Below are 19,138 nucleotides of genomic sequence, written 5' to 3'. Positions count from 1 at the left end.
AAGCTGCCGCGCGAACCGTCGACGCGGTCTGCGCCGCAATCGGCCACGCACTCGATGCCTTCACCCCCGAGGAATGCGCCAATTACCTGAAAAATTCAGGCTATCGAACTTAATGCCATCACGCTTTAGCCGCCGGGCGGCGGCGGCAGGAAGTGGATGTTGAACTCGGCGGCCATCGCCACCACGTCCTCGGGCTTCTGTTCCTTCATATTGTGAAGGCCCCAGAACAGGTCGAACAGCTTGCGGGTCGGCGACACCCAGAACAGCACCTTTGCGGTCTGCTCCGACTTGTTGAAGATGCCGTGCGGCACACCCATGCCGAGGCGGATCAGATCGCCCGCGGTCGCCTGCGACTCCGAATTGCCGAGCATGAAGTCGAGCTTGCCCTCGAGCATGTAGAGATACTCATCCTGGTCGGGATGGATGTGCGGCGGCACGAATGTGCCCGGCGGCAATGTCGCGTGCCAGGAGAAGCTGTGCTCGGTATTGCTCTTCGGCACGTAGGTCTGGCCGAGGATGTTCCAGGAAATGCCCTGGATCCCTTCATTGGCCCGTGTGATGCCGGTGATTTCGCTTTTCATTGCAGTCCTCCCGTAATGCGGTGCGGCTTAGTTTGCCGCCTTGCAGTCCTTGGCATAGCGGTCGCCATAGTTCTCAAAGACTTTCTGAACGATCTCGGTCTGGAACTTGCCGTCCGCACGCTTGGCGACCTTGGTCAGATAGAAATCCTGGATCGGATAGCCGTTGGTGTTGAACTTGAAGGCGCCGCGCAGAGAGGTGAAGTCGGCCTTCTTCAGCGCAGCCCCAACCGCATCCTTGTTCGAGAGATCGCCTTTCACGGCCTTGACCGCGCTGTCGATCAGCATCGCGGCGTCATAGGCCTGGAAAGCGTAGGTGCCGGGCACGACGTTGTAGGCGGCTTCATAGGCCGCGACGAACTTCTTGTTCTGGGGGTTGTCGAGATTGGGCGCCCAGTTCGCGCCGCCAAACATGCCGACGGCCGCATCCTGCTGCGCCGGCAAGGTCGATTCATCCACCGTGAAAGCCGAGAGCACCGGAATAGTGTCGGCGAGGCCGGCCTGCCGGTATTGCTTGACGAGATTGACGCCGAGGCCGCCCGGCATGAACGTGAACAGCGCATCGGGCTTCTGCGACGAGATCTTGGAAAGTTCCGGCTGGAAGTCCAGCGTGTTCAGCGGCATGTAGGATTCTTCGACGATCTCGCCCTTGTAGTCGAGCTTGAAGCCCGCCACTGAATCCTTGCCGGCCTGRTAGTTCGGCACCATCAGATACATGCGCTTGTAGCCGCGATCCTGCGCGACCTTGCCGAGGATCTCGTGGACCTGGTCGTTCTGATACGACGTCACATAGAAGAACGGGTTGCAGTCCTTGCCGGCGAAAGTCGATGGGCCGGCGTTGGGGCTGATCAGGAACGTCTTGGACTCCGTAATGGGGCGGTGGATCGCCTGGAGGATGTTGGAGAAGATCGGGCCCACCACGAAGTCGACCTTGTCGCGCTCCAGAAGGCCCTTGACCTTCGTGACCGCTGCGTCGGGCTTCAACTCGTCATCGGCGACGATCACCTCGACATCTCGGCCCCCCATCTTGCCGCCGAGATCCTTCACGGCGAGCGCAAAGCCGTCGCGGACCTGCTGGCCAAGCGCGGCGGCGGGGCCCGACAGGGTCACGACCACGCCCAGCTTGATCTTCTCCTGGGCGAAGGAAGGGCTCACCGCGGTGCCGAGCAGCAGGGCGGCAGCGGCCAAGGTCAGTTGCGTCTTCATGATGTGTCCCCCGTGACGATCGGGCCTGCGCAGCAAGCCGGGTACTCCAATTCAAGCTTATGCCGATGATGGCGGCCGCGGCAAGCAAGCTCAAGGCGGGGCCATCCTGCGGGCAGTGGCGCATGCAAGCGGCGCGCCAGTTATTTGAAGCCTAAAGAAATTTGAGTGCGGTCGTTTGTTGCAGCTTTAGGCTTGCGGCCGGGGCCGATTTATTTGAAGCTCAAAACGTTGGGGAATCCGTGCTGGCGCCAAGGCCGGCCATGAGTGACTGCATCGAGATGCTCGATTCCGAGACCAAGGCCGTCGAGACGCCGGAGGACCACGCCGAAGAGCTTCGGCTGTGGCTGCGTCTGCTCACCTGCACGACCCTGATCGAAGGCGAAGTCCGTGGCCGCCTGCGACAGCGCTTCGACGTCACGCTGCCCCGGTTCGACCTGATGGCGCAGCTCGACAAGGCGCCCGATGGCATGACGCTGTCCGACGTCTCCAAGCGCATGATGGTGTCCAACGGCAACGTCACCGGCCTCGTCGAACGGCTGGTGGAATCGGGCCATCTCGACCGGCGCACCTCGGAGACGGACCGCCGCGTCCAGGTGATCCGCCTCACAAAGCTGGGTCGCGCCGAGTTTCGCAGGATGGCCGCGGAGCACGAGACCTGGATCTCCGATCTCTTCGCCGACCTGACCCCGAAGGACGTCCGCGAATTGATGCGGCTCCTGGCCAAGACAAAGGCGTCGGCGCAGAAATCAGCCGCTCGCCGCCGGCCGTAGTCCGCCAGCGGGGCACCCCGCCAGTCCCACCACCTTGCCGCAGGAAAATGCATGGGATGCCCAAAATCCGCTATTGCGCCGAATTGTTTTAAGCCTAAAATGTTTCCCATATGATGCTGCCGGGTGCTTTCCATGCTGAAAGGAGCGTGCGATGGCCAACGCCGCTAAGGCTGAAGAGTCGGGCTCGTATGACGGCAACGCCGCGACAGCCCACGTCGATACGTTCGCACGGCAGCATCTGCCGCCGCGAGAGTTCTGGCCCGAATTCATCTTCACGCGGCCGGAGCTGCACTATCCGCCGCGATTGAACTGCGTCAGCTATTTTCTCGACCGCTGGGTCGAGCAGGGCCACGGTGACGGGTCCTGCGTCATCAGTCCGGCCGTCAGCTACACCTATCGCGAGCTGCAAGCGCTCGTGAACCGCATCGCCAACGTGCTGGTTCGCAAGCTTGGTCTCGTAACCGGCGGACGCGTGCTGCTGCGCTCCGCCAACAATCCGATGATGGTTGCGACCTATCTCGCGGTGATCAAGGCTGGCGGCATCGTCGTGGCGACCATGCCTCTGCTGCGCGCCAAGGAACTATCTTATCCGATCCAGAAGGCGGAGATTGCACTCGCGCTCTGCGATGGAAAACTCTCGGAGGAGATGGAGAAGGCGAAAGCGGCGGCGCCCGGCCTCAAGCACGTGGTCTATTGGGGCAACAGCGCGTCGGACTCGCTCGAGGCGCTGATTGCTGATGCGAGCCCGGAGTTCAAGGCGGTCGATACCGCCGCCGATGACATCTGCCTGATTGCCTTCACGTCGGGCACGACGGGCGATCCCAAGGGCACCATGCATTTCCATCGGGATATGCTGGCGGTCTGCGACGGTTATGCGCACAACATCTTGAGGGCGGAGCAGAAGGATCGCTTCGTCGGTTCAGCGCCGCTCGCCTTTACCTTCGGCTTCGGCGGCGTGTTGTTTCCGATGCATATCGGCGCTTCCTTCGTCGTGCTGGAGAAGACGACGCCGGACGACATGCTGACGGCGATCGAGCAATACAAGACCTCGGTCTGCTTCACCGCGCCGACCGCCTATCGCGCCATGATCGGCAAGCTCGCAGGTCGCGACATTTCCTCGCTGCGCAAGTGCATTTCTGCCGGCGAGACCCTTCCCAAGCCGACATTCGATGCCTGGCTCAAGGCCACTGGCATCAAGCTGATGGACGGCATCGGTTCGACCGAGCTGCTGCACATCTTCATCAGCGCGACCGAGGACGAGATCCGTCCCGGCGCAACCGGCAAACCCGTGCCGGGTTACGAAGCAAAAATCGTCGATGACGACGGCAATGACCTGCCGCCGGGCACGATGGGGCGGCTCGCGGTGCGCGGCCCGACCGGCTGCCGCTATCTCGCCGACGAGCGGCAGCGCAAATACGTCCAGAACGGCTGGAACATCACCGGCGATACTTATCTGATGGATAGCGACGGCTACTTCTGGTACCAGTCGCGCTCCGACGACATGATCGTGTCAGCCGGGTACAACATCGCGGGCACGGATGTGGAGGCGGCGCTGCTGACGCATCCATCCGTAGCCGAGTGCGGCGTCGTCGGTGCGCCGGACGAGGCGCGTGGCATGATCGTGAAGGCCTATGTCATCGCCGCCCCCGGCGTGACGCCGGACGCTCAACTCGCAGCTGAGTTGCAGGAGCATGTCAAACGTGAGATTGCGCCTTACAAATATCCGCGCGCGATCGAGTTCGTGGCGCAACTGCCGAAGACCGAGACCGGCAAGTTGAAGCGATTTGCCCTGCGGCAGTTGGCGCAGGCTGCAGCGACGTCCTCTGGCGTTGCGGCGGAATAAGAGAAGGATGAAGAATTGTCCGTGACGACGCCGAAAGGCCCGCATCTCGCGGTGCTGCCGACAGCGGCCGAGGACGAAACCGGCTCCAGGGCGCAGGTGCTCCAACCGTCCGGCTGGCCGCTACCGAAAGGCTATGCCAACGGCATGGCCGCCGAGGGACGCATCGTCGTCACCGGCGGCGTGATCGGCTGGGACGCCGAGGAGCGTCTCGCGGACGGCTTTGTCGCGCAAGTGCGCCAAGCCCTGAGCAACATCGCCGAGATATTGGCGGAGGCGGGTGCGCGGCCCGAGCACCTCGTGCGCCTGACCTGGTACGTCGTCGACATGGACGAATACCTGGCGAACCTGAGGGAGCTCGGCAAGAGCTACCGCGCCACTTTCGGTGCGCACTATCCTGCGATGGCACTGGTGCAGGTCGTCCGCCTCGTCGAGAAGGCGGCGCGCGTCGAGATCGAAGCCACCGCCGTCATTCCCCGCTAAGCCGCCTTTGGTTCGCACCTAGCTGGCCTTGGCGAGATCGTCGTCCTCGGGCGAATTCAGATAGACGCCCGATACGGTGTCGACCCAGCACAGATGGTCGTGCACCTTCTTGACACCCTCGACGTTCTCCGCCGCAACGACGGCGGCCTGACGCGCGCGTTCCTCGGTGATGACGCCGCTGAGATGAACGATGCCGCCCCGGACGATGACGTTCAGTCCGAACGGGCACCAGTCGTTTTTCTCCATGGTGTCGATGATACGGCCGCGAATGTGATCGTCGTCGGCCGTCGGATCCGGGACCTCGCGAGCGAGCCCCGCCACCGCCTGCAATAGATTGGCGCGCGAGACGATGCCGACGACCTTGTCGCCGCGTACCACCGGCAGCCGCTTGACGTTGTTCCGTTCCATGAGATCAACGATCTCCGCGAGCGCCGTATCCTCGGTGATGGTCACGACCGAGGCGGTCATCACCTCCGAGACCTTGCGGCCATGTTCGTGGACGAAATCGCTGGCGGATGTGCCGGGGCCGAGGATGAACCGCAGCCAGCGGCCTCGCTTGCGCCCGGTGCCGATTTCGCTGCGGCGGACGAAATCCCCCTCGGAGACCACGCCGACCAGCTTGCCGGCATCGTCGACCACGGTGAGGCCGCTGACGTGCCGCTTCAGCATGCTGTTTGCCGCCTCGATGATGCTGGTGTGGGGGGCAACCGAGATAACCGAGCGGGTCATGATCTGGTGGGCGCGCATGGGGAAGCTCCGCAAGTTCACACGAATATCGATGTGTGGAGCTTAGTTCGCCGGCAGGAAGCTGATTTGACCCAAGTCAAGCTGGTCCGCCTGCATTCGGGGCGAGGTCGGACGAGCGGAACGGCTTGGCCTTGTCCAGTTTCCGGTAAGCGTTCGAGGCGGTCCGCAACAGCTTCTTTTGACGCTTCCGGTTGAGGAAGCGAATGCCCGCCTCTGGGACGGCCTCGTTCAGTGACGCTGCCAGGGTTTGCCCTCGCGCATCGTCGTTCAATTGCCCGAGGGACTTCTGCGCCTTGCGCAATTGCTTGAGGATCGACTTCTGTTTGGTCAGCGATTCGTCTGCAAACAAATCCTCCAGCGATTCGATCGAATAGGTCAGCCGCTTGTTGAGGAGCCGCAGCTTGTGCCGTTTTTCGACGTCGAGCTTGCGCAGTTTCCGCGCCTTCCTGAGCAGCGCCGTTTCCCATTCCGTGAGCTGCGCCGTCGCGTGGTCGGCAAGCGGGCAGCGGCGCAATCGGATGGCTTCCTTGCTGCGCCGGGTCGACCAAGGACCGCTCTCGATCCAGGCCGAGGTCTGCTCGACAAGACGGCGATACCGCGCCGATTGCAGCGCGCGCGCCAGCAGGCGGTGGCTCTCGGCGCGCTTCTCGTCCCAATGCTGAAGCTCGGCGATCACGTCAAGCTCGCCCCCGCTCTCGGCGATAACTCGCTCGATCGCCACGTCGAGGTCGCGCACCATGCCGAGCTGGCTGTTCAGCCATTTCAATTCGGCCCAGACATTCGGCCGCAGGGCATCGTCGACCATGGGCGAGAAGAAGCGGATGGCGGTGCGCAGATGCGTCAGTGCGATCCGGATCTGATGCAGCGCCTCCGGATCGCCGTGGCAGGTGCCATCGTGCTGGGCGAGGACGGCATCGAGGTGGCGGCGGGCGATGATCCGGAACGCGGTGTCGCAGGCCATGCCGGGGCTGAGGCGGCCGGGCAGAACATTGCGCCGCGCCGCAGGCTTGGCGCGAGCGGTCGCCATCGAACTCGTGGTGGGTCGCGCCATCCTAGCCCGCGCCAATCGGATTGCCTTATTTGCCCTCAGCGACTACGTCCCGGCAGTTCTGGAGCGTCTGCGCTTGTGTCCCGGATGCATCGATGGTCGCCCAACCGACATGGCCGATATTATAGTGCTCTTGCTGCCCGGCAACCTCTTGCGTGGCGTCGGACGCGTCGCCCCGGCGACCGCCGATTCGCGCCTTGCGGGTGGCGAGGTCGGCGACGAGGAATAGTCCATTGAGCGGTACGCCGCACTCGCGTGCCAGGGCGGCCATCTCGTCTCGCTCGGACTCACGCGCAAAGACGGCGTCGACGATGGCCGAATGGCCTTGCGCCAGAACCTGGCGGGCGCGCTGCATCAGCACCTCGTAGACGCGCGCCGTCACGTCAGGCCGGTACGTGGACGGCGGTAGCCGTTCGGTGTGTCCCACCTGAAACAGCTGCTTGCGAATGACGTCGCTGCGCAGCACGACGGCGCCCGGCTGTGGCGCCACGGCGGGCGCCAGCGCGCGCGCGAGCACGGATTTGCCGGTGCCCGACAGTCCGCCAACCGCGATCAGGCGAGGGGCGGGGGGATGAATCAAAGCCTGGGCGAGCTCGAAATAGCGGCGCGCCTCGCCGAGAGTGCCGGGGCCGTCGGCATCAGGCCGCCTCAGTCGCGCCAGCGCCACCTGCGCACGGATCGCCGCGCGAATGGACATGAACAGTGGCAGCGCCGCCAGGGCGTCGAGCGTTTCGCCGGGCGCCGTCAATAGATAATGGTTCAGGACTGCATTGGCCGTGTCCGACTGGTCGTGGCGCAGCAGGTCCATCAGCGTGAACGCAAGATCATAGAGCATGTCCACGGTCGCCATCTGCGCGTCGAATTCGATCGCGTCGAACAGGACAGGCTGCCGGCCGATCAGCACGATATTGGCAAGATGCAAGTCACCGTGACAGCGGCGCACGAAACCGTGGCGCGCGCGTTGTTCCAGTGTAGCGCGGACGCGCAGGAATGCCTGATGTGAGGCTTCGCAGAGTTGCTCGATCTGGGCGGCTTCGAAATGATCGCCATTGCGCAGCCCGGTGCTGTTGCCATCGATCAGCGCGGGAATGGAGGCAATCCATGCGGTGCCGTCCGCGACGGGCGCTCTCGCATGCGATGCTGCGATCGCATCCGCGATGGCGGGGGCGAGTTCTGCATCCAGCGGGCCGGCTTTTGTCACATGGTCCAGCGTCCGGTTTTCGTCGAAGCGGGACATGTCGACCGCATACTCGATAGGCCGGCCGCGACCGTCGATCTTGAGCGATCCATCCGGCTCCTCCGTGATCGCCACGACGCGGTGATAGATTTGCGGCGCGAGCGGCCGGTTGATCCTGATCTCCTCTTCGCAGGCCGCCTCGCGCTTTTCGAGCGTCGAATAGTCGAGGAATGGAAACTTGACAGCCCGCTTGATCTTCAGGGCGCGCGTTCCGTCGAGAAACACCGACGCTGCGTGGGTGTCGATCCGCTTTACGCCAGGACGCGCGTTTAGAGCTTCGAAGACCCGTTCCTGGGTTGCAGAATCGTCCGTCATCTCTGCGAGCAAATCCAGATGCATCGGCGGTGAGGCAGCAGGCTAACTCCTAGAGGCGGATCGGGGCCAGTCCTTGACATCGGTCAAAGTCTGTCGTCGGCTGGCTGCGCGGTGTTCCCGCCTTGAGGAGGATCAAGCTTCCCGGCGAAAGGTGGCTTATCCTGACCGGTAAGGAGAATCCCGATGCCCATCAAGGATGTCTTTCTGCCGCTTGTCGGCCAACCGCGCGGGCCGGCCCTCGCTGCGATCGCGACATGCGTGGCTGTCGCCGCCGACCTCGGCGCCAGGATCACCGCGCTCGCGCTCGAGGAAGATGTTTTCGCGCGACCGACGGTCATCAGCCCTGGCGATCTGGATTCCGCGGAGGCGAGCGGTTCGCGTGAGGTAAGCGACGTGCAGCAACTCCTCAACGCCTTCACCAATGCAGCCTCCCGCGCCAACATTCGCGCCCAAAGCCGATCGGGTAAGGTGCCTGCGGACCAGATCGCGTCGATCCTGGCCGAGCATGCCCGCTTCAGCGATCTGACGCTGGTCCCCGTGAGGCCCCATGACAGTCGAACGGAGCGCATCATCGAAACGCTCCTGTTCGAATCCGGCCGGCCGCTGCTGCTCTGCCCGGAACAGCATGTGGACGAGCTGCGACCGGAGTTCGAGAACGTCATGATCGCCTGGGATCACTCAGCCCGTGCCGCGCGGGCGGTCGGCGACGCGCTGCCCATTCTTCAGGCTGCGGCATCCGTCCGGGTGGTCACGGTGGCGGACGACAAGGCCGATGCGGTCGTGCAATCCGGAACCGCGCTCGTCGACCATCTGAGGGAACACGGGGTCTACGCCTCGTTCGAAACGACGAAGGGCGGCGGCAGCTCGATCGGCAAGGTGCTCGGAAGCTGGGCGAATTCCCATGCCATGGATGCGATCGTGATGGGCGCCTACCATCATTCACGCCTGAACGAGATCGTCTGGGGTGGTGTGACAAAGACCGTCATTGGCCAGCCGCCGTGCTGGGTTATGATCTCGCACTAGGCGCATCGCCAGTTTATCGGCCGATCGTCAACCATCGGAACCGCCAACGACCGGGCGCATATGCTTCCATGTCAACCTATCGCTTGAAGAATCTGCTGTCGCCGCGTTCGGTTGCGCTCGTCGGCGCGAGCGCCCGCCCGGTCTCGGTTGGACGCGCCGTTCTCGAGAACATTCACAAGGCCGAGTTCAAGGGTCGGTTCGGCCTCGTCAATCCGCGCCACGCCGAGATCGGCGGCATCGCTGCGGTGGGCAGTCTGGACAGGTTGGACTTCGTGCCCGAGCTCGTGGTCATCACCGCGCCGGCGCGAGAGGTTCCCGGCATCATCGACCAGGCCGGACGTCGCGGCTCGGCCGGCGCGCTGATCGTCTCGGCGGGCCTCGGTCACGGACCGGGATCCCTGCACGAGGCCGCGATCACTGCGGCACGCAAATACGGGATGCGGCTGATTGGGCCGAACTGTCTCGGCATCATGATGCCCGGCGTCAGCCTCAATGCCAGCTTTGCCGCGCACATGCCGGGGGCGGGCAACCTCGCGCTGATCTCGCAGTCCGGCTCGATCGCGGCCGGAATGGTGGATTGGGCTGCGCAGCGCGGCGTCGGGTTCTCCGGCATTGTCACAATCGGCGATCAGATCGACGTCGATATTGCCGACCTGCTCGATTATTTCGCGATGGATCACAAGACTCGCGCGATTCTGCTCTATATCGAGGCCATCAAGGACGCGCGCAAGTTCATGTCGGCGGCGCGGGCCGCGGCGCGCGTGAAGCCGGTCGTCGTGGTCAAGTCCGGCCGCATGGCGCAGGGTGCCAAAGCGGCGGCAACCCATACCGGCGCGCTCGCCGGCGCCGACGCCGTCTATGATGCCGCGTTCCGCCGTGCGGGCGTCCTGCGGGTCTCCGATCTGCGCGAGCTGTTCGATTGCGCCGAGACGCTCGGTCGCGTCGAGCCGCCGGCGGGAAAGCGTCTCGCTATCCTCACCAATGGCGGCGGCATCGGTGTCCTGGCCGTGGATCGGTTGGTGGACCTTGGGGGAATCCCGGCGTCCATCTCGGCTGCGACGCGCAAGAGCCTCGATGCGGTGCTGCCGCCGACCTGGTCCGGTTCGAATCCCGTCGACATCGTCGGTGATGCCGATGCATCGCGCTACGCGGCGGCGCTGGAGGTGCTGCTCGCGGACCCTGATAATGATGCCGTCCTCGTCCTCAACGTGCAGACCGCGATCGCCCCGGCTGCCGACATCGCCGCGACCGTCACCGAGCTCGTCGGCAAATATCGCGAGCAGCAGCGCCGATGGGCGAAGCCCGTGCTGGCGGCTTGGGTCGGAGCCGATCAGAACATCATTCAGGCGCTCTCCGGCGCGGGCATTCCGAATTATCCGACCGAAGATGATGCGGTGCGCGGCTTCATGCATCTCGTGAGGCATCGCGAGGTCGTAGAGGAGCTGAGCCAGGTTCCTCCCGCGATGCCCGACACGTTCGTGCCTGACGCCCGGGCTGCCAGGCAGATCGTCGCCGCTGCGATCGCGGACGGTCGCAAATGGCTCGATCCCGTCGAGATCAAGCACCTGCTCGGAGCCTATGATATCGCRATGGTACCGACCCGTGCCGCGACCGATGTCGAGCAGGCCGTCGCCTACGCCAGCGAGATGTTCGCGCAGGGCGTCACGGTCGTGCTGAAGATCATGTCGCGCGACATTGTCCACAAATCGGACGTCGGCGGCGTCGTCCTCAATCTGACCACGCCGGAGGCCGTGCGCGCGGCTGCCACCGACATTCTCGCGCGGGCGAGGAAGCTCCGTCCCGAAGCCCGCATCGAGGGCGTCATCGTGCAGGCGATGGTCGTCAAGGCGAAGGCGCGTGAGCTGATCCTGGGTCTTGCCGACGATCCCACCTTTGGCACCGTGGTCGTCTTCGGCCGGGGCGGGACGGCGGTCGAGATCATCAACGACAAGGCACTGGCGCTTCCGCCGCTCGATCTGCAGCTCGCCCGCGACCTGATCGGCCGCACGCGCGTATCACGGCTGCTGGAGGCCTATCGCGACGTACCCGCGCTCGAGCCGGACGCCGTCGCGCTGGTGTTGGTCAAGCTCGCCCAGATGGCCGCTGACATTCCCGAGGTCCGTGAATTCGACATCAACCCACTGCTTGCGGACGAGACCGGCGTGACGGCGGTCGACGCCCGCGTCGCGGTGGGGCCGCCGCAGCGCAAATTCGCGGGCTCCGGCCCGGCCAACTTCGCCGTCCGGGCCTATCCGTCGCAGTGGGAGCGCCGGCTGGCGCTCAAGGACGACTGGCGCATCTTCGTACGGCCCTTGCGTCCCGAGGACGAGCCGACCATCCACGAATTCCTGCGTCACGTCACGGCGCACGATCTCCGCCTGCGCTTCTTCGCGCCGATGAAGGAGTTCACCCACGAGTTCATCGCGCGCCTGACCCAGCTCGACTATGCGCGCGCAATGGCCTTCATCGCATTCGACGAAGCCACCGGCGAGATGGTGGGTGTCGTTCGGCTCCATTCGGACTCGGTCTATGAGAGCGGTGAATATGCGATCCTGCTGCGGTCGGACCTCAAGGGCAGGGGGCTCGGATGGGCGCTGATGCAGTTGATCATCGACTATGCGAGGTCGGAGGGTCTGAAGACCATCTCGGGTGATGTCCTCAGGGAGAACACCACAATGCTTGAGATGTGCCGCCAGCTCGGTTTCGACGTGAAGCCGGATTCGACCGAGCCCGACCTCTGTGACGTCAGGCTCAAGCTCTGAGCGTTCCGATCACGAGTGCGCTTCGCGCGATGCGGCGGATTCCGTTTTCCGCAGACTCTTGACGATGATCGCGATCAGCGGCACCAGCACCGGCACAATCGTGCTGAGCGGATGATGCACCGCGCCCGACACCTGGGCCTGGAGCGCCCGCGCCTCGAGCTGCAAGGCTTCGATGGATGCGCCGTGAATTTCATTGGCGAGCTCGATGTCGCGGCCGGATGGAGGACGGCCGGCAACGACGAGGAGAACCGCCGCGATGGCGAAATTGACGGTGCCGAGGATGGCAGCCGCTGCAATTGCGCTCCAGATCTGGACCAGCGCGAAATAGGCCGACAGCTCCAGCATCAGGAGCCCGAATGTCGCGATCAGCGCCGCGAAGGCCCGCAGGCCGAGACCGATCAACAGATGGCGCAGCCTGATGTCCGCGATGATCCTGTCGGTGCGCCACAGTGCACGCAGATGTTTGACGACATTTTCCGTGTTCACCTAGTGACTCCTCAGCATGACGCCGACGACCACGCCGAGCGCGAAAGCCGAGGCCAGCGACGTGACCGGGCGTTCCGCAATGAGGCGCTGAAGCTGCTCCTGCTCGTCGCTGACGGTTTCTCCGAGCTCGGCAAGCGCGGCCTTGATCTGATCGGCCAGAGCCTCGGCCCGATCTTTCGAGCTGTCGAACATCTCTTCGCCTGCGGTGCTCAGCAGACGCGTGACGTCAACCTTCAGCGCTCGCAGTTCTTCGCTCATCCTGTCGCTGTTGAACATGGATTTGAGAACTCCCTTGAATGGAAGAGACCCTAAGGCCCGGCGGCGCGGCCGCGCTTGATTTGCGTCAAGGGACGGCGCGCGGTCCTGGTGTTGAGACAGGTCAACCCGGCCGCCATATGCTGGCCTAGAAGTGGCGGCTGAATGGGGGCCAATTGTCCCGATGAGGTGGATGCGTGAACTCCGAACCGCTGTTGCTGGCAACGCCCTCCGGCGATGCGCTGAAATTGCGCCCGGAAGGGCCGTGGACGGCAGCCAACGTCTCGGCGCTCGAGACGCTGTCCCGTTCGGTCGGGGCCGATGTCGATCGATCCAGCGCCGTGACGCTGGACATGTCCGGCGTCAGTGCGCTCGACACGCTCGGCGCCTGGGTGTTGGAGAAGCTGTCGCGACGGGCCGCATCATCCGGCAGATCGGCCGAATTCGTCGGCGTCGCCGATCATTTCAGCGGCCTGATGGACGAGGTGCGCCAGGTCAACCGCCACACCCCGGCGGTTGCGGCCGCGCCAAACCCGGTCCTGCTCAGGCTCGGCGATCTCGGCAAATCCACGGTTGGCGCGCGCGAAGACGTCACGATTTTTCTTCAAATGCTCGGTGCATTGTTCATCGCCGTGATCGGCGTGCTGCGCCGGCCACGCTCGCTGCGGCTGACATCGCTTGTCTATCAGCTCTACCGGATCGGCTGRCAGGCCATTCCGATTGTCGTTCTCATTACCTTCCTGATCGGTGCCATCATCGCCCAGCAGGGGTTCTTTCATTTCCGCAGGTTCGGTGCGGAGTCCTACACTGTCGACATGGTCGGCATCCTGGTGCTGCGCGAGCTGGGTGTGCTGATCGTCGCCATCATGGTCGCCGGCCGGTCGGGGAGCGCGTACACCGCCGAGCTCGGCTCGATGAAGATGCGCGAGGAGATCGACGCGCTCTCGACCATGGGCCTCGATCCCGTCCATGTCCTGATACTGCCGCGAGTAGCAGCCCTCGTCATCGCGCTGCCGATCCTCGCGTTCATTGGGGCAGTTGCGGCGCTTTATGGCGGAGGGCTGGTCGCGCAATTCTACGGCGGCATGGCGCCGGCGATCTATATCGCGCGGCTGCATGAGGCCATCTCCGTCACCCATTTCGAGGTCGGCATCCTGAAGGCGCCCTTCATGGCTCTGGTGATCGGGATCGTCGCCTGCAGCGAAGGATTGCGCGTGAAGGGCAGCGCCGAGTCGCTGGGGCGGCAAACCACGACGTCAGTGGTGAAGTCGATCTTCCTGGTGATCGTTCTCGACGGCCTGTTCGCGATCTTCTTTGCCTCGATCGGAATGTGACGATGGAGCAGTCGCAAGAGGAGTTCGCGATCCGCGTCCGCGACCTCGTGGTCGGCTTTGGCCGCCAGACCGTGCTCGATCATCTCTCGCTCGACGTCCGCCGGGGCGAAATCCTCGGGCTCGTCGGTGCGTCCGGCGGCGGCAAGTCGGTGTTGATGCGCACCATCATCGGCCTGATCCCACGCCAGGCCGGCACCATCGACGTGATGGGACAGCCCGTCGGCGGTCGCAAGGAGGGCGCAGCCACGACATGGGGCATCCTTTTCCAGCAGGGTGCGCTGTTCTCCTCGCTGACGGTCCGGCAGAACGTCCAGTTTCCGTTGCGCGAAAATCTCGTGCTGTCGCAAGAGCTGATGGACGAGATCGCGATCGCCAAGCTCGAGATGGTCGGGCTGCGGGCGCAGGACGCCGACAAATATCCGTCCGAGCTCTCGGGCGGCATGACCAAACGCGTGGCGCTGGCCCGCGCACTCGCGCTCGATCCGCCGATCCTGTTCCTGGACGAGCCGACCTCCGGTCTCGACCCGATCGCCGCCGGCGATTTTGACGCGCTGATCGGGACGCTGCAGAAGACCCTCGGCCTCACCGTGTTCATGGTCACCCATGATCTTGCGAGCCTCACCACAGTCTGCGACCGCGTCGCCGCGCTCGCCGACGGCAAGATCGTGGCGATCGGCCCGATGCACGAATTGCTGCAATCCGAGCATCCCTGGGTGCGCGCCTATTTCCACGGCAAGCGCTCGCAGATGCTGCAACACCAGATGAGATGAGACATGGAAACCCGCGCTCCCTACGTGCTGATCGGCAGCTTCGTGCTGGCCGCGATCCTCGCGGTGTTCGGCTTCGTCTATTGGCTGAACAACACGGGCGGCATCGGGCCGCGCGCGAACTATCATGTGCAATTCCAAGGTCCGGTGCCAGGTCTGCTGGTCGGTGCCGGCGTGCTGTTCAACGGTATCCGGGTCGGCGAGGTGACGCAGATCGGCCTCGCGGCGGACAATCCGCGCTTCGTCAATGCGACGATCTCGGTTGCCTCGACGACACCCGTGCGTACCGACACCAAGGTCGGGCTCGATTTCCAGGGGCTGACCGGCGTGCCAGTGGTGACGCTGGAGGGCGGCATGACCGTCGCCAAGGCCGGCGAGCCCGTGACCCTCATCGCCGAGGCCGGTGCAGGCCAGAGCATGACGCAGGCTGCGCGCGATGCGCTGCGACGGGTCGATACCGTGCTGGAGGACAATTCCGGTCCGCTGAAGGACACCATCGCGAACCTCAAGACATTCTCCGACGGCCTCGCGCGCAATACCGGCAAAATCGACGGTATTCTGGCAGGCCTCGAAAAGATGACCGGCGGCGGGACGCCGGCCCAGAAGATCACCTATGACCTGCGCACGCCGCAGAATCTTGGGCTGGCCGGCAAGACGCTTTCAGCATCACTGGCGATTCCCGAGCCGACCGCGGTCGCGATGCTCCAGACCCAGCGGATGCTGTTTGCACCCAGCGGGGATAATGCGGGCTTTGCCGAATTCCTCTGGGCCGACAGCATTCCGAAGCTGGTGCAGGCGCGGCTGATAGACAGTTTTGAGAATTACGACATCGCCCACGCGCCGTTGCGCACAAGCGATCTCGGGCAGGCGGACTACCAGCTCCTGATCGACATCAGGCGCTTCCGGATCGCCACGGAAGGCGAGGCTCGGGTCGAGATCGGACTGTCGGCACGCATCGTCGACAAGAACGGCAAAGTGGTCGCGTCGCGCCTCGTCGAGACCAGCGAGAAGCTTGATAAGGTCGAGCCGGCCGCAGCGGTCGCAGCGTTCGACACAGCTTTCGCCCGCATTGCAAAGGAGCTGATCGGCTGGACGGTGCAGGCGGTCTAGCAACAACACAAGACGGCCATGCCCGCCAAAATTGATCTGGGTCAATCGGCTTTGGCGCAGTGCAGTAAAATGCAGCCCGCGCGGTGGGCTCGCCCTGATGCGGGGCAGCCGGTGCTTGGAGCGGTAGATGAAGGCTTCCGTGGTGACGATCGAGCCGAACGGGCATTTCTGCAGCGATTGTGCGGTCCGCGACTTCGCGGTGTGCGCGTCGCTGGACCCGGCCGAGCTCAGGGAATTCGAGCATCTGGGACGCCGCGTCCTCTTTGAGGGGGGCGAGACCGTCTTCTCCGAGGAGGACACCACGACCTCGTTCTACAATCTCCTCGACGGCGTCATGCGGCTCTACAAGCTGTTGCCGGACGGTCGGCGGCAGATCGTGGGATTTGCGTTACCAGGCGATTTCCTGGGGATGAATATTTCCGGCCGTCACAATTTTTCGGCCGATGCGATCGGTGGCGTCACACTGTGCCAGTTCGCAAAGGCGCCCTTCGGCCGGTTCGTCGAGAGCCGGCCGCATCTGCTCAGGCGGATCAACGAGCTGGCGATTCGCGAGTTGAGCCAGGCGCGCGACCACATGGTCCTGCTCGGCCGCCGATCGGCGGACGAGAAAGTTGCGACGTTTCTGCTCGCCTGGCGCGAGCGGCTATTCTCGCTGAAGGGGGCGTCGGACACGGTTCAGCTGCCGATGAGTCGTCAGGACATCGCCGATTATCTCGGCCTGACCATCGAAACCGTCAGTCGCACTTTCACCAAGCTGGAGCGACATGGGGTGATCGAGATCGTTCAAGGCGGCATCAGCCTGCTCGATCCGGCGAAGGTCGAGGCCTTGGCTGCGGCCTGATCCGGCGTTCGCCAATTTTGATCCCAATCAATGACGGCGGTCGTTCGCCGCCAATAATGCCCAAATAACAGGGGAGGGCATCATGCCGACTGACGCACTGCTGGTGACGATCGCTGTCATGGTCGTTTTTGTCACATTCGCCGGGGCTTTGGCATGGGCAGACCGGCAAACCAGCGCAGGTCGGCCCGATTCGGGCGCCCGGCACTGACAGTCCTGAGATCACAATCGCGTTTTACCATGCTTGCCGCGGAGGCTTCCACGGCCGGCTCGCGGCCGTTCGGCAGCGCCTCAACGCAATGGTGCGCGCGATAGCTGCAACTCTGCATCGACCGGGACACAATGGCTCATCCCCCGGATGCCGCCTCGGCGCCCGACCGTGGCATTTTCGCCGCATTTGGCTCAAACCGTGCACATGCTTTCCGGTTGAAAAGCCTGCTAACGTTGACTACGCAGGAACTCCAGTGTCTCGCAGTCTTAGGAGCCCAGCGGCGTGCCTCAGGACAAGACCGGCGACCCCCGACAAGCTGCGGGCAACAAATTATCGGTCCTGCGCAAGCACCCGATCTTCGCGGATCTGGAGCCGGATGCGCTCGATCAGCTCTGCCGCTACGCCAAGCACACCACGGTGAAGCGCGGTGCGACGATCGCCGCCAAGGGCGATCCCGGCAACAACCTGTTCGCGGTGATCACGGGAACAGTGAAGATTTCCTCTTCATCGCCAGATGGAAGGAACGCTATTCTCAATCTGATCGGTCCTGGAGAAATCTTTGGCGAGATCGCGGTTCTCGATGGCGCGCCGCGCTCGGCCGACGCGACTGCCAACACCAATTGCGAACTCTACATCATCGACCGCCGGGACTTCCTGCCATTCGTGAAGAGCCAGCCGGCGCTGGCGATGAAATTCATCGAGCTGCTTTGCGCGCGCCTGCGCTGGACCAGCCAGCAGGTCGAGCAGGTGATCCTGCAAAATCTGCCGGGCCGGCTTGCGAGCGCGCTGCTCGGTCTCACCGAAGAGCGCAAGTTCGACTCCGGCAGCGGCACGCTCGCCATCACGCAGCAGGAGATCAGCGAGATGGTGGGGATGACGCGCGAGAGCATCAACAAGCAATTGCGCGCCTGGGCCGGCCGCAACTGGGTCCGTCTCGAGCACGGCGCCATCGTCGTGCTGGATACCGATGCGTTGCGCGACCTCGCCGCGAGCGGCCTGGACGGCGAGTGAGGCCTCAGACCTGATTGTCGACGATGGCGACCGCTCGGGTCCACCCTGCGGACGCTCGCTCGATCTTCACCGGGAAGCATGAGACCGTGAATCCGGTCGACGGCAGCTTGTCGAGATTGTGCAGCTTCTCGAGATGGCAATAGCCGATGTGTCGTCCCGCCTTGTGACCTTCCCAGATCAGGCCGGCATCTTTTGTTTCGGCATATTTCTTCGCGGTGTAGACGAACGGCGCGTCCCAGCTCCAGCCGTCGGTGCCGGTCAGCCGCACGCCGCGTTCGAGCAGGTACATGGTGGCCTCATAGCCCATGCCGCAGCCGGAGTTGACGTAATCGGCCTGGCCGAATTTGGCGCCGGCGCTGGTGTTGACCACCACGATCTCCAGCGGCGACAGCGTGTGCCCGATCCGTTTCAGCTCCTTCTCGACATCGTCGGCAGTCACCACGTACCCATCGGGCAGGTGGCGGAAGTCGAGCTTCACGCCGGGCTGCAGGCACCATTCGAGCGGCACCTCGTCGATCGTCCATGACCGCTCGCCGCGATTCATGGTCGGGTGGAAGTGCCAGGGCGCGTCGAGATGCGTGCCGTTGTGGGTGGACAGCGAGACCTGCTCGACCGCCCAGCCCTGGCCATCCGGCAAATCCTCCGCCTTGAGGCCGTCGAAGAACTGCAGCATGCGGGGCAGGCCCTGCTGGTGATCAATATACTGGATCGTCGGGTGATTGCCCGGCGGATCGGCCGTCACGTCGTTTCTGAGCGGCACGGAAATATCGATCAGCTTCCGCGGCATGGGCATTTCCTCGCGATGTTCCGTTTCGGCGCATCTTGGGCGGGCTCTCCCTGTGGCGTCAAGCAACGCCCCGGTGCAGGCGATTTCGGAAAAACGGGGCCATTGGCCGGTCGCGCCCTCGAAGTGATGCATGACCGATCGATGCAACTCCAGCATTGATCGATGCCGCATTTGGCTTGGACTCAGAATGCCGCCCGCCCTAGGGACGACGTTGGCGACATCGCTGATCAGCGCGCATCGCACAAGGATGGGGCGACCGTCACGTCTGCACCTCCAAGCCGCAACCAATAGCGGTCGAATTTAAAACCAGAGGAACGTCCATGGATATGA

19 protein-coding genes are annotated in these 19,138 nt (G+C 63.9%); 11 read left to right on the top strand and 8 right to left on the bottom strand.

The window, feature by feature from the left end; genetic code table 11:
• Positions 1-125: 125 nt before the first annotated feature.
• Positions 126-581: a cupin domain-containing protein gene (locus AB4Z51_RS32650; protein WP_007601580.1), complete on the bottom strand. Its 456-nt coding sequence runs from the start codon at positions 579-581 to the stop codon at positions 126-128.
• 27 nt (positions 582-608) lie between these two features.
• Positions 609-1,784 (bottom strand): ABC transporter substrate-binding protein, encoded by a 1,176-nt coding sequence (locus AB4Z51_RS32645; RefSeq protein WP_063982087.1) that lies wholly within the window; start codon positions 1,782-1,784, stop codon positions 609-611.
• Between the two features lie 260 nt (positions 1,785-2,044).
• Between AB4Z51_RS32645 and AB4Z51_RS32640 the strand changes: the two genes are divergently transcribed.
• The 3 genes from AB4Z51_RS32640 (at position 2,045) to AB4Z51_RS32630 (ending at position 4,877) form a co-directional block, all read left to right on the top strand.
• Entirely contained in the window at positions 2,045-2,554 is a 510-nt protein-coding gene (locus tag AB4Z51_RS32640) for a MarR family winged helix-turn-helix transcriptional regulator (protein ID WP_441498789.1), read from the top strand.
• Between the two features lie 151 nt (positions 2,555-2,705).
• Positions 2,706-4,397 carry a benzoate-CoA ligase family protein gene (locus AB4Z51_RS32635; RefSeq protein ID WP_135215110.1) on the top strand — a complete coding sequence of 564 codons (1,692 nt, stop codon included), beginning with the start codon at positions 2,706-2,708 and terminating at the stop codon, positions 4,395-4,397.
• Between the two features lie 21 nt (positions 4,398-4,418).
• On the top strand, positions 4,419-4,877 hold the full coding sequence (locus AB4Z51_RS32630; protein ID WP_354123911.1) for a RidA family protein: 459 nt from the start codon (positions 4,419-4,421) through the stop codon (positions 4,875-4,877).
• 18 nt (positions 4,878-4,895) lie between these two features.
• Here AB4Z51_RS32630 and AB4Z51_RS32625 read toward each other — a convergent pair whose 3' ends face one another.
• The 3 genes from AB4Z51_RS32625 to AB4Z51_RS32615 all read right to left on the bottom strand — a co-directional run bounded on the left by AB4Z51_RS32625 (position 4,896) and on the right by AB4Z51_RS32615 (position 8,224).
• Positions 4,896-5,624: a CBS domain-containing protein gene (locus AB4Z51_RS32625; RefSeq protein WP_441498788.1), complete on the bottom strand. Its 729-nt coding sequence runs from the start codon at positions 5,622-5,624 to the stop codon at positions 4,896-4,898.
• A gap of 76 nt (positions 5,625-5,700) precedes the next feature.
• Positions 5,701-6,675, bottom strand: coding sequence for a CHAD domain-containing protein (locus AB4Z51_RS32620; RefSeq protein ID WP_441498787.1), 975 nt, complete (start codon positions 6,673-6,675; stop codon positions 5,701-5,703).
• Positions 6,676-6,700: 25 nt separating this feature from the next.
• Positions 6,701-8,224, bottom strand: coding sequence for an AAA family ATPase (locus AB4Z51_RS32615; protein ID WP_441498786.1), 1,524 nt, complete (start codon positions 8,222-8,224; stop codon positions 6,701-6,703).
• 183 nt (positions 8,225-8,407) lie between these two features.
• On the opposite strand from AB4Z51_RS32615, the gene AB4Z51_RS32610 reads away from it, so the two are divergent.
• Positions 8,408-9,247, top strand: a complete 840-nt coding sequence (locus tag AB4Z51_RS32610; protein ID WP_135215105.1) for a universal stress protein — start codon at positions 8,408-8,410, stop codon at positions 9,245-9,247.
• Positions 9,248-9,315: 68 nt separating this feature from the next.
• Positions 9,316-12,009, top strand: coding sequence for a bifunctional acetate--CoA ligase family protein/GNAT family N-acetyltransferase (locus AB4Z51_RS32605; protein WP_441498785.1), 2,694 nt, complete (start codon positions 9,316-9,318; stop codon positions 12,007-12,009).
• A gap of 9 nt (positions 12,010-12,018) precedes the next feature.
• On the opposite strand, the gene AB4Z51_RS32600 is transcribed toward AB4Z51_RS32605, so the two are convergent.
• Together AB4Z51_RS32600 and AB4Z51_RS32595 are read right to left on the bottom strand one after the other, a co-directional pair.
• Positions 12,019-12,495 carry a phage holin family protein gene (locus tag AB4Z51_RS32600; RefSeq protein WP_135215103.1) on the bottom strand — a complete coding sequence of 159 codons (477 nt, stop codon included), beginning with the start codon at positions 12,493-12,495 and terminating at the stop codon, positions 12,019-12,021.
• Entirely contained in the window at positions 12,496-12,771 is a 276-nt protein-coding gene (locus tag AB4Z51_RS32595) for a hypothetical protein (RefSeq protein ID WP_135215102.1), read from the bottom strand. It lies immediately after the preceding gene.
• 176 nt (positions 12,772-12,947) lie between these two features.
• On the opposite strand from AB4Z51_RS32595, the gene AB4Z51_RS32590 reads away from it, so the two are divergent.
• The 6 genes from AB4Z51_RS32590 (at position 12,948) to AB4Z51_RS32565 (ending at position 18,021) form a co-directional block, all read left to right on the top strand.
• Positions 12,948-14,084 (top strand): ABC transporter permease, encoded by a 1,137-nt coding sequence (locus AB4Z51_RS32590; protein ID WP_441498784.1) that lies wholly within the window; start codon positions 12,948-12,950, stop codon positions 14,082-14,084.
• Positions 14,085-14,086: 2 nt separating this feature from the next.
• Positions 14,087-14,854: an ABC transporter ATP-binding protein gene (locus tag AB4Z51_RS32585; RefSeq protein ID WP_167768084.1), complete on the top strand. Its 768-nt coding sequence runs from the start codon at positions 14,087-14,089 to the stop codon at positions 14,852-14,854.
• 3 nt (positions 14,855-14,857) lie between these two features.
• Positions 14,858-15,961: an ABC-type transport auxiliary lipoprotein family protein gene (locus tag AB4Z51_RS32580; protein WP_135215099.1), complete on the top strand. Its 1,104-nt coding sequence runs from the start codon at positions 14,858-14,860 to the stop codon at positions 15,959-15,961.
• A 127-nt stretch (positions 15,962-16,088) separates the two neighbouring features.
• A complete protein-coding gene (locus AB4Z51_RS32575) occupies positions 16,089-16,802 on the top strand; it encodes a helix-turn-helix domain-containing protein (RefSeq protein WP_135215098.1) in 714 nt (237 codons plus the stop codon).
• An 82-nt stretch (positions 16,803-16,884) separates the two neighbouring features.
• Positions 16,885-17,010 (top strand): hypothetical protein, encoded by a 126-nt coding sequence (locus AB4Z51_RS32570; protein WP_441498783.1) that lies wholly within the window; start codon positions 16,885-16,887, stop codon positions 17,008-17,010.
• Positions 17,011-17,292: 282 nt separating this feature from the next.
• The gene (locus AB4Z51_RS32565) at positions 17,293-18,021 is read left to right on the top strand and encodes a Crp/Fnr family transcriptional regulator (protein ID WP_028149678.1); all 729 of its coding nucleotides are present in this window, start codon (positions 17,293-17,295) and stop codon (positions 18,019-18,021) included.
• Between the two features lie 4 nt (positions 18,022-18,025).
• Here the strand turns inward: AB4Z51_RS32565 and AB4Z51_RS32560 are convergent, their stop codons facing one another.
• Positions 18,026-18,808: a cyclase family protein gene (locus AB4Z51_RS32560; protein WP_028149679.1), complete on the bottom strand. Its 783-nt coding sequence runs from the start codon at positions 18,806-18,808 to the stop codon at positions 18,026-18,028.
• Positions 18,809-19,138: the final 330 nt, after the last annotated feature.

Source organism: Bradyrhizobium sp. 2TAF36 (genome assembly GCF_052114925.1).
Taxonomy (GTDB): Bacteria; Pseudomonadota; Alphaproteobacteria; order Rhizobiales; family Xanthobacteraceae; genus Bradyrhizobium; species Bradyrhizobium barranii.
Note: the sequence above shows the minus strand (reverse complement) of the source record. Positions and strands in the feature narration are given on the sequence as shown.